Origin of the sequence: Pseudoalteromonas 'SMAR', from assembly GCF_048515945.1 — a bacterium.
GTDB lineage: Bacteria > Pseudomonadota > Gammaproteobacteria > Enterobacterales > Alteromonadaceae > Pseudoalteromonas.
The window spans coordinates 69,353-82,360 of record NZ_JBLWMW010000010.1 but is presented as its reverse complement, the minus strand read 5'-3'; the positions used below and the strand labels follow the sequence as shown (position 1 = coordinate 82,360).

Genomic DNA, 13,008 nt, shown 5'->3' with positions numbered 1-13,008 from the left:
CGGGGCTTTTTACTTAAAGGCTTACGCCTCTACGCTGTGCTTTTTCCTTGATGAAGTTTGCCCAGCTTCTAGCAAATTTACGAGTGCTCGGATCTTCCTGCGCCTTCTTAATTGCTGAGTAAGCTTGTTTAAACTTATCTTGATAGTAATAAGCTTCTGCCAAGTCAGAATAAGTAGTCCCCTCTTTATCGGTTCCTAACTCAAGCGCCTTGTTAAGCTTTTCAACAGCCGCATTAAATTGCTGATCTTGTAACAGCAAACTACCAGACTTTCTATAAAGCTCTGCGTCGTCATCAAACTTCGCAGCTTCTGCATAGTATTTAGCAGCTTCACTAATGTGCTTCGCTTGGTGGAAATAGCTAGCTACTGCAGTAACATTCTGCTTAGTACGCTCGATATGACCATCTTTAATAGCTTTTTCGTAAGAAACAGCCGCTTTCCAAGGAATTTCAACCAGTGAATACAAACTACCTAAAATCTTGTAGTGGTTTTCTTTTTCAAAGTAACCCTTATCATACGCCACTTCCATTACAGTCAAACCTTTGCTGTAATCTTCAGTTTGTAGATAGAAGCTACCTAGACGAGTCCATGACTTAGGATCCTCCGGGAAGATCTTAATCATTTCCTCACCTACCTCAACAGCTTTTTGGAACTGTTTAAGGTCGAAGTAAGCACCAATTTTCATTAGGTAGTATTGCTTGTTAGGCTCTTCAGACGCAGCAATCGCTTTGTCTGCAGGCTCAATAACATTGCTATACTGCTTAAGCTCATAGTAGCCCTGAGCGATACGACCATACACTTTAGGATCGTTCTCACCAGTGAAGTCCATCCAAGCGTAGTAGGCTTTAATTCCTTCAGCGTACTTTTCAGTACCTAAAAGTAAGTCGCCTAATAACTTCATCAAGTCGCCTTGTTCTTTGAAGTTAAGTACGTCTGGAGCAACTGCTTGGCGAGTATATTTAATCGCTTCTGCGTAGTTCTCTTTTTGAGCGTAAAGCTGGCCTAGGTAACGGTTAACTGTCGCTTTGTCGAACTCGTCTGAAGGGTCTAATTCACGAAGCTCAGCAATGGCTTCGTCAACTTTATCTTCGTTGTAAAGTTCAAACGCTTTAGCAACCTTTTTACCTACGCGCTCACCCATTACTTTGGTTTTTGCGTTTTTGCGCTCTTCTATCTCTTCATAGTTAGGCGCTGCAAAAACTGCTGTTGAGTACATTCCGCCGGTTAAGGAAACCAGAAGAGCAAGAGCCGTTAACTTAGGTAAACTTTTCATGTCTTGCCTCCTATTAACCTTGGTTCAGCGTGAAATCAAGCTGAACAGTAATGCCAGGCTGCTTCTGTGGTTTGCCGTCAACAACTTTTGGACGGTATTTCCACTTACGAAGCGCACGCTTAGCTTCACGGTCAAAGATACGTCTAGGTTCTGATTCAATGATCTCAATGTCCTCAACGCCACCAACTTCGTTGATTGTGAAAGACAAACGAACCCAACCTTCTTTACCGTCACGCGCTGCCTGCGGCGGATATTTCGGCTCAATTCGAACGATCGGTGTAGCATCACCATCACGACCGAATTCGCCAGGTCCAGATAAACCACCTGCTGTACCACCTAGATCGATGCTAGGCATATTAAAGCCGATTGCACCTGCAGCTGGATCAGCCGTGTCAGGCTGAGGCGGCTGCGGTTTAGGCGGCTGCTTGGGCGGTGGCGGCGGCGGAGGCGGGACACGCTTCCGCTGCTGCACCTTAGATTCAGGTGGATTCGACATAATCTCGACGACGATTTGCTCTTTTTGAACATCCGCCCTATCCGCTCCTCCGGAGATAAGATAAGACATAAAAAAGAACAAGCCGAGAGTTACTGCCCCACCTGCTAGAAGTGAAAACAGAAGTCGAATCATTACTGATCTCCAGCTATTGAAATCTTCAGGTTATCGCCAGTCGCTTTGATTTGGTCCATAACCTTAACAACTACACCGTGCTTCGCGCCTTTATCAGCTTGAATGATTACCACGTCTGTAGGTTGCTCAGCCATTAGACTTTCAAGGTTTGCACTTACACGTTCAACATCAACCTGACGCTTGTCCATCCAAATCTCACCGTTTTCACGGATAGCAATAAAGATGTTCGCATTCTTGGTTTTCTGTGCTTGTGCCGCTTTTGGCTTATTAACCTCAATACCAGCTTCTTTAACAAAAGAAGTGGTTACGATGAAGAAGATCAGCATGATAAATACGATGTCTAGCATCGGCGTCATATCAACTGCCGCTTCTTCTTCCTCACGAAAACGTTGTTTACGTGCCATAATTCAATCTCTCTCTAGTGATGAGGCAAGCTATCAATAAGCTTCTCTTTAGCCATTTTTGCGCGTGCTTCTAAACGCGTGCTAAAGAAAACACCTGATAGTGCCGCAACCATTCCAGCCATTGTTGGTATCGTAGCCATTGAAATGCCAGAAGCCATTAATCGTGCGTTACCCGTACCTTGAGTAGCCATTGTCTCAAATACTGTGATCATACCTGTCACTGTACCTAAAAGACCGATTAAAGGACACATCGCAACCAATGTTTTGATAATCAACATGCGCTCATCTAATTTTTCAGACGCTTCAGAAATCCATGCATCGCGGATTCTGTGTGCGTACCAAGACGTAGTATCTTGGCGGGCGTCCCATCTGGCGACAATTTCCTTATGTAATCTTGGAAATTCACCTAATAGGAACCAATAGCGCTCAATCATTAAAACCCACATTAGAAAGAGTGCTATTGCGACCACGTATAATACATCGCCGCCTGTAGCAACAAAATCCCTGATAGATTCCCATATCTCCATCAGGACTAACATTAGGCTTTCTCCTTCTCCGCGTGAGCAGCAACAATACCTGCGCTTTGCTCATCTAGGATATGTAGAACCGCTTTACTACGACCAGCTACGATAGCGTGTAGTAGAATTAGTGGTAGAGCTGCAATCAGACCTAGTGCTGTAGTTACTAGCGCTAGAGAGATGTTACCTGCCATGATCTTCGGATCACCAGTACCGTAAAGTGTGATTGATTCGAAGGTTAGGATCATACCAACAACTGTACCTAGTAGACCTAGTAGTGGCGCGATAGCCGCTAGGATCTTGATGATGTTAACACCCATCTCGATACGTGGTGTTTCACGTAGGATAGCTTCATCAAGTTTCAGTTCTAGGTTCTCAACGTCTTGGTCTTTGTTGTCGTGGTAAACTTTCAAGATACGACCAAGTGGGTTGTTGCTGTTCGGGTTATTAGCGTTTTTGATCTGAGCTTTGATCTTGCCGCTTACAATAACTAGGTCAAGCATACGAACAACTGCAATCAATGCACCTAGGATAAGTAGTGCGGTGATGATATAACCAACAGTGTCACCTTGGTGCCAGCGCTCTTCCATAGTTGCACGTTGGGTATTAAGTTGTAGTAGTGAACCACGAGTTGGGTCAACTGCAACCATAACGTATTCACCAGCAGATGCGTTAATTAGACGCTCAACACCAGCTAGCTCAGAGCTTGGCTGCTTACCTAGAGGAACGATTTGCTTGTTCTCAGCGTCATAAATAACGTAGCCGTCTTTCGTTACTAGGTTGAAGTTACCAACACGAGTTACTTCTTTAACGTTCACGTCACCGCTTAACTCAGCTACTTCCGCTTCAAATTTAGAAACTTTCGCTGACTCAGTCATTTCTGTTTGGAATGCAATCCAAAGGTCTTCAAGTTCACGTGTAGTAGGAAGCTCTTTTGCTTCTGCTAGTGAACGAAGTACTTCAGCGCGTCCTGGTTTTTCAGCACTTACAATTGATGCTTCGATAGAACCGATGGCATCAGCTGCTGAACGACGAACCACACCGAACATCTCACCAAGGGTACCCTTGGCATTTTCAAGCTCAACTTCTTTCTCTGCAAGAGTGATTTCGTTTTGCTTGAACTGCTCGTTTAGGCGCTCACCACGTGCTTTTTCAGCCGCTAGTTCACGCTTCGCCTTGTTCAGTAGCGCTTGTTTGTCAGCACGGTCGCTTAAGAACTCTTGTTCGCGTTGCTGATTGATTTTACCTTCAGAGATACGGTTTTGTTTAACCTGCTCTAGGATTTTATCCAATGCTTCAGTGTTTGCGTGTGCATTAAGCGCGGCACCAGCAGAAACTGTTAACGCTGCAGCAACTGCAAAACCTTTAAATAGTTTCTTCATCATTAATTACTCCGCGCCAAAGATTGGTAGGTTTACAAGTTCAGGAGCCGCTTGCTTACGGGCAATACGGATCATGCTCTTAACAGGCTTAAGGTATTCTTCGCCTAGTTCATCCCACTGCCTAGTGTTGTTGTTCCAAACCCAAGCGTGCTTTTGGTCGAACGACTGAGCAACGTATGCAATACGGCCAAGACGTGCGAAGTCAACGTTGATGTTTTTGCCATTTTGTTCAAGTGAACCTTGGCTAGCTACCGTAGTGGAGCTGTAGTCAGTTTCAATTGTGTACGCTTCAAGTACCTGACGGAACTTTTCAGAAGTCGTTACTGACGAGTTAGTCATGATGCTGCGTAGTTTTTCAACGCGCTCTAGACGGGTGTCCATATTAAACGGAACGTCCGCTTTGATGAATTGCTCAAGCGTATCGATCATGCGATACATCAAAGGCACAACGTTTTGTTTCGTGTTATCGATAGTTGCGATTTGACGGTCAAACGATTCGATTGAAGCGTTTTGGTCAGCGACCAAACGTGCTACGTGATCGTTATAAACCTTCATTAGCTCAGTTTCGTCAACAACGCTACGGTACTCAGCGATTAGCTCTTGAGTTTGACCATATACATTGTCAATTTTAGTTTGAGACTTAACAGCAGCCTTTTGAATTTGTTGACCTGCATCTTGCACATCTTTCAAAGGATCTGCAATCACATTGCTGCTTGCAAATGCAAAAGCGCCAACCAACGCTGATGCTACAAGACTCTTTCTGATTTTAACAGACATAGTTCCCAACCAATTAAGTAATGTTACTTTTATAATTTTCGCGCTCTCAACAATAGAAGAGCAACCCTGATATCTTTTGTCAGATATCAACTGTCCAATAATGCTAAATGCAACACGATGTGTCAACTTCACTGTGAAAACATTTTTTGTCAATAAACTAAGTAATAATTATATATAAAACATAAAATTAACATCAAAAACACAGCAAAAGATACACAACCCTCGTAAAACCAACCTTTTGAATACGTGGTTTACAATGTTTTACATCTACTTTAGTCCAATAAGTGGAATAGATGTTCTAAATAGAATTTATGAATAGTCATATAAAACATAAAATTAGAACAAAAAGCGGCCAAAACACCCGTGTAATAATTTTACCAAATACAATTTATCGCAAAAAATCTCTATTTATCCCAAATTGCTTGATCTATTTTTTCTTGAAGAATTTGAAGAAACTCAGCGACGTGAAGACCATCCATTAGTGCATGATGAACTTCGATGCAAAGCGGCATAGTACCGTCTGCTTTGTTATATTTGCCAAACACCAGTTTAGGAATGCCAAAATCATCCTTACTTAGGCGCGCATGAGCAAAACTGGTAAACGACAACCATGGAAGTATAGACACATGTACACAATTTGGCATCTGACTTTCACTTAAAAATTGCTGCGAAATCAGCTTACCTTCTAACTGCTCCTCTTTATTGTGGACATTGACACTAATAAACCTGGAGAAATCCTGCTCTGGTGTTAAGCGGACAAAGCGAAAAGTATCGTCTTGGCGCAAAAACACACTGCTGATATCAACCTGCTCATATTCATACGGCACCCCTTCCTCTATACGATAGCGCATGGGCGCATAAGCCGCTAAGGCCAGTTGCAACACATATAAACAGCTAAGAGAAAATGGCACCCCCTCGCGCTTACTCATTTCATAAATGCGCTGCATTTGTAGGTTTACGGTCACCGTAAAGTAAGGCTGTTCGAATTGATTATAAAAGCCAAAGTGTTGCTTTCGCGGCCAGGTATCCAGTGCAAGCTTGTTCTTCATCTCATCATTCCAAGAGCAATTTTTGATACAAAAAAGGAGGCTAACGCCCCCTTTTATTAAGTGATATGCCAGACGGCCACCTTATTATAGACCGTTTTTAATGATCTCTTGCGCTAATTCATCAGCGATAATATGTGTCGACTTTTGTTCTGCTTCTGAACGTTTGAAAATCTCCGTTAAGGTATCGTAAATCCCTTCAACGTGTTTTGTTGCCGCGGCTTTGTCATAGCCTTCAGCTTTGGTTTCATAATACACATTGATAATACCACCAGCATTGATGACATAATCAGGTGCATATAAAATGCCTTTCTCGCGAATGATTTCACCATGACGTGATTCTGCCAGCTGGTTATTTGCACACCCTGCAATGATCTTCGCCTTAATGCGCGGAATGGTCTCGTCGTTGATTGTTGCACCCAGTGCACAAGGCGCATACACATCTACGTCTAAGTCGTAGATTTCATCAATGCCAACCGCAGTGGCGCCAAAGTCGTTAACAACACGGTCAACGGATTCTTGATTAATGTCGGTAACAAACAGTTCTGCACCTGCTTCATGGAGGTATTTACACATAGTGTATGCTACTGCGCCTAAGCCCTGAACAGCGACTTTTACACCAGCAAGATCTTCATGGCCGTGTTGGTGCTTATAGGCGGCTTTAATGCCTAAGTAAGTACCTAGTGCCGTTAACGGCGATGGGTTACCACTTTTGCCTTCAAGACCCATGACATAATTGGTTTCTTTGTGCATCATCATTACATCACCGGTGGTGATGTTAACGTCTTCTGCAGAATAATAACTACCGCCTAAGCGCTCGAGGTGCTTACCAAACGCTCTGAAAAGTGCTTCTGACTTAATGGCTTTAGCATCGCCAATAATTACTGATTTACCACCACCAAATGGTAGGCGCGCAACGGCATTTTTGTAGGTCATGCCTTTTGATAGACGCAGTACATCGTAAACCGCATCTTCGTCTGAGGCGTAATCCCACAGGCGACAGCCACCAACGGCTGGGCCTAGGTTAGTATTATGTACCGCAATGATCGCTTTTAGTCCCGATGCTTCATCGGCACAAAATACCACCTGCTCATGGTTATCAAATTCAACTTGGTTAAATACAGCCACTTTCTTCTTCTCCAATTGTCTGTTCCCAAACGGGTAAGCTCTTTGTGCTTGCCATCATGGTTTGATGCTAAAGAGCCACTAGCGCTGAAATTGGCAAGACTCTATCACTAACTGTAGCACCATTCCAGAAAATGAGATGATATAAACCTGTTTTTACATAAATACAAATAATAATTCCGATTATATTTAATAAAGTGCAAATAATATTCGAATTAAGAAAAATAAAGACCGATAATATCTAAATTAAATCTGTTTTTTGAACTGACTGTTTACGTAAACGGAAAGCATAGACGACGCGTAAAGAAAAGGATACAAAAAAGGAGGCCATTGGCCTCCTTATGGGGTACTTCTTTATTACCTAGCTTAGTTTGCTATCAAGCTCTTCGATTTTTGCTTTCCAAATCGCAGGGCCTTGAGTGTGGGCATTAGCCCCTTCACTATCCACGGCCACGGTAACAGGCATGTCTTCCACTTCGAATTCATAAATAGCTTCCATACCTAAATCTTCAAATGCCACTACCCGGGATTTCTTAATGGCTTTTGCCACAAGGTAAGCCGCACCACCGACGGCCATAAGATACACTGATTTATTTTGTTTAATTGACTCAACCGTTGCAGGACCTCGCTCGGCTTTACCAATCATGCCAATCAAACCTGTTTTTTCTAGCATTAGATCGGTGAACTTATCCATACGAGTGGAGGTCGTAGGGCCAGCAGGGCCAACAACTTCGTCTCCTACGGCATCCACAGGACCCACGTAGTAGATAAATTTATTGGTAAAATCAACCCCCTCAGGAAGGCCTTCACCTGAATTGATCATGCCTTGCAGACGTTTGTGCGCAGCATCACGACCGGTTAAAATTTTGCCCGAAAGCAACACGGTTTCGCCCATTTTCCACTCTTGGATATCTTCTTTAGTCAGGGTATCCAAGTTAACGCGACGAGTATCCTCGCCTACTTCCCATGTCACCTCAGGCCAGTCTTCAAGTTTTGGCGCTTTAAGGTCGGCAGGACCTGAACCATCAAGTGTGAAATGAACATGACGTGTGGCCGCACAGTTTGGGATCATGACAACAGGCTTTGAAGCCGCATGGGTTGGCGCGGTTTTGATTTTAACATCCACCACCGTGGTTAAACCACCTAAGCCTTGAGCACCAATACCCAGCTTGTTGGCACGCTCAAAAATTTCTAGGCGTAATTTTTCTTCCGCCGTCTCAGCGCCACGCTCTTGTAATTCATGAATATCAACCGGGTCCATCAGTGACTCTTTTGCCAATACCGCAGCCTTTTCAGCAGTACCACCAATACCTATACCTAACATGCCAGGTGGACACCAGCCAGCTCCCATAGTCGGCAAGGTTTTCTCTACCCATTCTGCGACATCGTCAGAAGGGTTTAGCATCACCATTTTGGTTTTATTTTCTGAACCGCCGCCCTTTGCAGCAATCATCACTTCCACCTTATCACCCGGCACCATGTCAATGTGCACTACTGACGGGGTGTTGTCTTTGGTGTTTTTACGGCTTCCAGCTGGGTCGGCGACAATCGACGCTCGTAATGGGTTGTCTGGGTTAGTGTAAGCACGGCGAGTGCCCTCATCGACCATTTGTTGCACCGTCAGTTCCGTATTGTCCCACTTCACATCCATACCGACTTTCACAAAGCAGGTAACAATCCCGGTGTCTTGACACAGTGGACGCTTGCCCTCAGCTGACATGCGAGAGTTAATCAAGATTTGCGCTATTGCATCTTTAGCCGCCTTACTTTGTTCTTTTTCGTAGGCTTTCTCTAATGCTTGGACGAAATCTAAAGGGTGGTAAAATGAAATATATTGCAGCGCATCTTCGATGCTATCAATAAAGTCTTGCTGACGGATTGTACTCATGACGGTTCCTCAATGTTATGACGGAATTTTTTTGCTAGGGCTGGCACCAACCTAGCGCCGCTTGCGTATAGGCTGTTTCAGCACCATAAACTATGGAATAGCTGGTAACTATGATAACCTCCCCGCCCGTTTGGGGCTAGCTTTGCAGGTCAAGTAAATGATAAATGAGCGAATAAACTGTACGAAATTAGATATTAGGCTAACGGCTGTGTCACTTTTTGACCACTTTGCTGACCTTCCTCATGCCATTTTGCTCGACTCATGTGAGTCACAACACATCAACAGTGGCTACCACATTATTGCCTTTGACCCCGTTTGCCTGTTACACGCGGAGCAGGGCAAGTGTTTGGTCAATGGGGTTGAATCAAAGCACTCCTTGTTTAGTGAGATGAAGTCACGTTTAGCTGACTTTTGCGATCAGGCTGCACCACATGACTTGCCCTTTAATGGCGGCTGGCTGGGCTATTTTGGCTATGACCTTGGGCGCTATATTGAATCCATGCCAAGCCTGGCTGAGCGCGATATTGACTTACCTGATGCGGTTGTGGGGCTATACCCCGATGCTCTCATTTACGACAAAAAAGCGGCTACTTGGTTCTATGTTGCCCAGCCAGAGTGTAACCGCTTGCAAAATTACCTGGCGAGGTTAGAAACGCCAGCAACTTCTGAACCGTTTACGCTCACCTCAAGCTGGCAGTCCAACATGACCCCGTTGCAATACCAGCAGAAGTTTAGCCAAATTCAGTCTTATCTACTCAGCGGCGACTGCTACCAAATTAATTTAGCACAGCGCTTTAGCGCCGCGTATCAAGGTTCTCCTTGGCTGGCCTACAAACGCTTGCAAAAAGCCAACAATGCGCCCTTTTCAGCCTTCATAAAACTGGTTGATGGTGCCATTATTTCGGTTTCTCCGGAGCGGTTTATCCAGATTAAAGGGGATCAAATCGAAAGTAAGCCAATAAAAGGGACATTACCGCGACTGTTGGAGCAACAAGCCGACGCTGAACAAGCTAAACGCCTGCAAGCCAGTGAAAAAGATCGCGCTGAAAATGTCATGATTGTCGACCTACTGCGTAATGACTTGGGTAAGGTAGCCAAGCCCGGCAGCGTTAAGGTACCTAAGTTATTCGATATTGAAAGCTTTCCCGCGGTGCATCACCTCGTCAGCACCGTCACCGCCACTCTTGCTGATGGTAAAAGCGCGGTTGATCAGCTTGCTGCTGCCTTTCCTGGTGGCTCAATTACCGGCGCCCCTAAAATCAGAGCCATGGAGATAATCGAAGAGTTGGAACCGCATCGCCGCAGTGTTTATTGCGGTTCTATTGGCTACTTAAGCGGCTGTGGTAATATGGATACTTCCATCACCATCCGTACCTTGGTGTGCCACGATAACAAAATCCATTGTTGGGCCGGAGGTGGTATCGTTAAAGATTCCGATCCCCAACTAGAGTTTGAAGAAACGCACCACAAGGTCAATAAAATATTACCGTTGCTTGATGAACATAGATAAGGTTGTTGCTCAGTTTTTATTATCACCGAATATCCGCCACCAGCATGCGGATATTCGCACTTTGAAACAAAGCGCTGTGCTGATACCAATTATTGCTATCGAGGAGCAAGCACAACTGATCCTGTGTAAACGCAGCCCTGAACTGGCAAGCCACCCAAGTCAAATCTGCTTTCCCGGCGGAAAAGTGGAGCAACAAGATGTCACCCTGGTTAACACGGCATTACGGGAGACGGCAGAAGAAATACACTTAGCCACCAATGAAGCCCAGGTGTTAGGCACCTTACCTGCAATGCATACCCTGTCTGGCTATCAAATCACTCCTGTGGTGGCCAATATCAACAGCACTGCAAGCTGGTCAACACAAAGCGATGAGGTCGCACATACCTTTGTTGTGCCATTGGCTGCGTTAGCCAATACCAGCAACTGGCAGCAGTTGACCCTTCGTTATCGTGGTAAAGACATAAACCTCGAAGGGTTTATGACGCCGCATGGGTTGTTATGGGGAGCAACGGCAAAAATCATTCAGCAATTGCTGAAAACCATACAGCCGCAAGACCGCCACTGGTAAGACCTTAGCCTCTATATCACTCGAACTTGCCTAGGCAATGCTTTTCTTTCATATTTAGTGGTGTTACTACGACGTTGTTTTACCGAATAAGGGTTACAACCCTAGGTTTACACGTTATGATGGCGTCCGTTTTTTAAGGCAATGTGAGTAAAGTTTATGATCAGTGCATTCGATATGTTCAGTATCGGTATTGGCCCTTCCTCGTCACACACCGTGGGCCCAATGCGTGCGTCCAGATTATTTGTAAAAGATCTACAATCACAAGGCATCGTTGATGATATTACCGCTGTAAAAGTGGAATTATACGGTTCATTAGGGCAAACAGGAATTGGCCATGGCTCTGGCAAAGCGGTTATCTTAGGCTTAGCAGGCTATGATCCAGAAACCATAGATGCCGATCAGGTGCCCGATATTTTAGCGACCATTGAAACCGAGCAGGTTATCTACCTAGATAAGCAGTTTAAGGTCGACTTTCCTAAACAAGGTGCCATTGTTTTTCATCGTCGTAAAACCCTGCCAAAGCATTCCAATGCCATGGAAATCAAAGCATTTAAGGGTGATGAACTGCTTCACAGTCAAGTCTATTATTCGATTGGTGGTGGCTTTATTGTTACCGATCAAGACTTTGATGCCGAAAAGCAAGCGGCATTAGACATTCGCGCCGAAAACCCAGCTCCTTACCCATTTAATAACGCAGAAGAACTGCTAAACATGTGTAAAGAGTCAGGCTTAAGCGTGTCATCCTTGATGATGACCAATGAGAAAACGTTACGCAGTGAGAGCGAAATCAAAGATACCCTGTTTAATATATGGCAAGTAATGAAAGCCTGCATTGAACGCGGTATGCGCACCGAAGGTATCTTACCTGGGGGCTTAAAGGTGCGCCGCAGAGCGCCAAGTCTTTACCTCAAACTTAATGTTGAAAATCACCAAGACCCGCTGCGTGCCATGGACTGGGTTGATTTGTTCGCATTGGCAGTGAACGAAGAGAACGCCGCAGGCGGTCGAGTGGTCACCGCCCCGACCAATGGCGCAGCCGGCATACTGCCAGCGGTATTAATGTATTATCACACTTTTATTAAAGAAGTGGATGTTGAAATTGCCACACGCTACCTGCTTACCGCCGCCGCCATTGGTATTTTGTATAAAAAGAATGCCTCGATTTCTGGTGCGGAAGTAGGTTGCCAAGGTGAGGTAGGAGTTGCCTGCTCGATGGCTGCAGCAGCGTTAACCGAAATCATGGGCGGTAACGTTGTTCATGTGGAAAATGCCGCTGAAATTGGTATGGAGCACAACTTGGGATTAACCTGTGACCCTGTGGGTGGCTTAGTGCAAGTGCCTTGTATAGAACGTAATGCCATGGGGGCAATTAAAGCCATCAACGCCTCACGTTTGGCGATGCGCGGCACGGGCGACCAGAAAGTCAGTCTTGATAAAGTCATAAAAACCATGCTCGACACTGGCAACGACATGAAGACCAAATACAAAGAAACCGCACGTGGCGGTCTTGCGGTCAACATTATCGAGTGTTAACTGACAATTGTCAGTTCCCATAGCCGAAAAATTAATGGCATCATAATGGAAATTATGGTGCCATTTTTTATGGCCATACTATTATTGCTATAAACAATCTTAGGGAGTACACAGTTATGCCTGGCACAACCATGGTGTTTCTAATCGTGTTAATCACCGTTGGCGGCGGAATACTCAGCGAAATCTATAAACGCAGATTGGATTTTAAAAAGGCGCAATCACTGGCGCAAGCAGATCAGCAAGCGTTGCAACATGAAATCAAAGCACTTAAATCTCGAGTAGCCGTGTTGGAGCAAATTGTGACTACTGAAGGCTATCAGGTGAAAAAGGACATTGAAAACCTATAACCAATCGTT

At 44.8% G+C, this 13,008-nt stretch carries 13 protein-coding genes; 4 read left to right on the top strand and 9 right to left on the bottom strand.

Going from position 1 to position 13,008, the window contains the following annotated elements; translation table 11 throughout:
- Positions 1–13: 13 nt before the first annotated feature.
- From ACNKW2_RS06585 to ACNKW2_RS06545, 9 genes are all read right to left on the bottom strand, one after another.
- Positions 14–1,273 (bottom strand): tetratricopeptide repeat protein, encoded by a 1,260-nt coding sequence (locus ACNKW2_RS06585; RefSeq protein WP_419147836.1) that lies wholly within the window; start codon positions 1,271–1,273, stop codon positions 14–16.
- A 13-nt stretch (positions 1,274–1,286) separates the two neighbouring features.
- Positions 1,287–1,901, bottom strand: a complete 615-nt coding sequence (locus ACNKW2_RS06580; protein ID WP_419147835.1) for an energy transducer TonB — start codon at positions 1,899–1,901, stop codon at positions 1,287–1,289.
- Entirely contained in the window at positions 1,901–2,305 is a 405-nt protein-coding gene (locus tag ACNKW2_RS06575; protein ID WP_336565819.1) for an ExbD/TolR family protein, read from the bottom strand. The genes ACNKW2_RS06580 and ACNKW2_RS06575 overlap by 1 nt, the downstream gene beginning before the upstream one ends.
- A gap of 14 nt (positions 2,306–2,319) precedes the next feature.
- Positions 2,320–2,844 carry a MotA/TolQ/ExbB proton channel family protein gene (locus ACNKW2_RS06570; protein ID WP_419147834.1) on the bottom strand — a complete coding sequence of 175 codons (525 nt, stop codon included), beginning with the start codon at positions 2,842–2,844 and terminating at the stop codon, positions 2,320–2,322.
- Positions 2,844–4,205, bottom strand: a complete 1,362-nt coding sequence (locus ACNKW2_RS06565; protein ID WP_419147855.1) for a MotA/TolQ/ExbB proton channel family protein — start codon at positions 4,203–4,205, stop codon at positions 2,844–2,846. Before ACNKW2_RS06565 ends, ACNKW2_RS06570 begins: the two co-directional genes overlap by 1 nt.
- Before the next feature lie 6 nt (positions 4,206–4,211).
- Positions 4,212–4,982 (bottom strand): DUF3450 domain-containing protein, encoded by a 771-nt coding sequence (locus ACNKW2_RS06560; protein WP_419147833.1) that lies wholly within the window; start codon positions 4,980–4,982, stop codon positions 4,212–4,214.
- 404 nt (positions 4,983–5,386) lie between these two features.
- Complete coding sequence (locus tag ACNKW2_RS06555; RefSeq protein WP_419147832.1) at positions 5,387–6,031, bottom strand: CatA-like O-acetyltransferase; 645 nt, start codon at positions 6,029–6,031, stop codon at positions 5,387–5,389.
- Positions 6,032–6,115: 84 nt separating this feature from the next.
- A complete protein-coding gene (locus ACNKW2_RS06550; RefSeq protein WP_419147854.1) occupies positions 6,116–7,156 on the bottom strand; it encodes a Leu/Phe/Val dehydrogenase in 1,041 nt (346 codons plus the stop codon).
- A 358-nt stretch (positions 7,157–7,514) separates the two neighbouring features.
- Complete coding sequence (locus tag ACNKW2_RS06545) at positions 7,515–9,041, bottom strand: fumarate hydratase (protein ID WP_336565814.1); 1,527 nt, start codon at positions 9,039–9,041, stop codon at positions 7,515–7,517.
- A 157-nt stretch (positions 9,042–9,198) separates the two neighbouring features.
- On the opposite strand from ACNKW2_RS06545, the gene pabB reads away from it, so the two are divergent.
- From pabB to ACNKW2_RS06525, 4 genes are all read left to right on the top strand, one after another.
- The gene (gene pabB, locus ACNKW2_RS06540) at positions 9,199–10,551 is read left to right on the top strand and encodes an aminodeoxychorismate synthase component I (protein WP_419147831.1); all 1,353 of its coding nucleotides are present in this window, start codon (positions 9,199–9,201) and stop codon (positions 10,549–10,551) included.
- Positions 10,538–11,119 carry a CoA pyrophosphatase gene (locus tag ACNKW2_RS06535; protein ID WP_419147830.1) on the top strand — a complete coding sequence of 194 codons (582 nt, stop codon included), beginning with the start codon at positions 10,538–10,540 and terminating at the stop codon, positions 11,117–11,119. The genes pabB and ACNKW2_RS06535 overlap by 14 nt, the downstream gene beginning before the upstream one ends.
- A gap of 156 nt (positions 11,120–11,275) precedes the next feature.
- Positions 11,276–12,652 carry an L-serine ammonia-lyase gene (locus ACNKW2_RS06530; RefSeq protein ID WP_419147829.1) on the top strand — a complete coding sequence of 459 codons (1,377 nt, stop codon included), beginning with the start codon at positions 11,276–11,278 and terminating at the stop codon, positions 12,650–12,652.
- 116 nt (positions 12,653–12,768) lie between these two features.
- The gene (locus ACNKW2_RS06525) at positions 12,769–12,999 is read left to right on the top strand and encodes a hypothetical protein (protein WP_419147828.1); all 231 of its coding nucleotides are present in this window, start codon (positions 12,769–12,771) and stop codon (positions 12,997–12,999) included.
- The last annotated feature ends 9 nt before the right edge of the window (positions 13,000–13,008 follow it).

What these genes read in the sequence shown, in the direction of transcription:
- ACNKW2_RS06585 (WP_419147836.1), bottom strand. Translation starts at nt 1,273, where the DNA reads ATGAAAAGTTTACCTAAGTTAACGGCTCTTGCTCTTCTGGTTTCCTTA.
- ACNKW2_RS06580 (WP_419147835.1), bottom strand. Translation starts at nt 1,901, where the DNA reads ATGATTCGACTTCTGTTTTCACTTCTAGCAGGTGGGGCAGTAACTCTC.
- ACNKW2_RS06575 (WP_336565819.1), bottom strand. Translation starts at nt 2,305, where the DNA reads ATGGCACGTAAACAACGTTTTCGTGAGGAAGAAGAAGCGGCAGTTGAT.
- ACNKW2_RS06570 (WP_419147834.1), bottom strand. Translation starts at nt 2,844, where the DNA reads ATGTTAGTCCTGATGGAGATATGGGAATCTATCAGGGATTTTGTTGCT.
- ACNKW2_RS06565 (WP_419147855.1), bottom strand. Translation starts at nt 4,205, where the DNA reads ATGAAGAAACTATTTAAAGGTTTTGCAGTTGCTGCAGCGTTAACAGTT.
- ACNKW2_RS06560 (WP_419147833.1), bottom strand. Translation starts at nt 4,982, where the DNA reads ATGTCTGTTAAAATCAGAAAGAGTCTTGTAGCATCAGCGTTGGTTGGC.
- ACNKW2_RS06555 (WP_419147832.1), bottom strand. Translation starts at nt 6,031, where the DNA reads ATGAAGAACAAGCTTGCACTGGATACCTGGCCGCGAAAGCAACACTTT.
- ACNKW2_RS06545 (WP_336565814.1), bottom strand. Translation starts at nt 9,041, where the DNA reads ATGAGTACAATCCGTCAGCAAGACTTTATTGATAGCATCGAAGATGCG.
- pabB (WP_419147831.1), top strand. Translation starts at nt 9,199, where the DNA reads ATGATAAATGAGCGAATAAACTGTACGAAATTAGATATTAGGCTAACG.
- ACNKW2_RS06535 (WP_419147830.1), top strand. Translation starts at nt 10,538, where the DNA reads ATGAACATAGATAAGGTTGTTGCTCAGTTTTTATTATCACCGAATATC.
- ACNKW2_RS06530 (WP_419147829.1), top strand. Translation starts at nt 11,276, where the DNA reads ATGATCAGTGCATTCGATATGTTCAGTATCGGTATTGGCCCTTCCTCG.
- ACNKW2_RS06525 (WP_419147828.1), top strand. Translation starts at nt 12,769, where the DNA reads ATGCCTGGCACAACCATGGTGTTTCTAATCGTGTTAATCACCGTTGGC.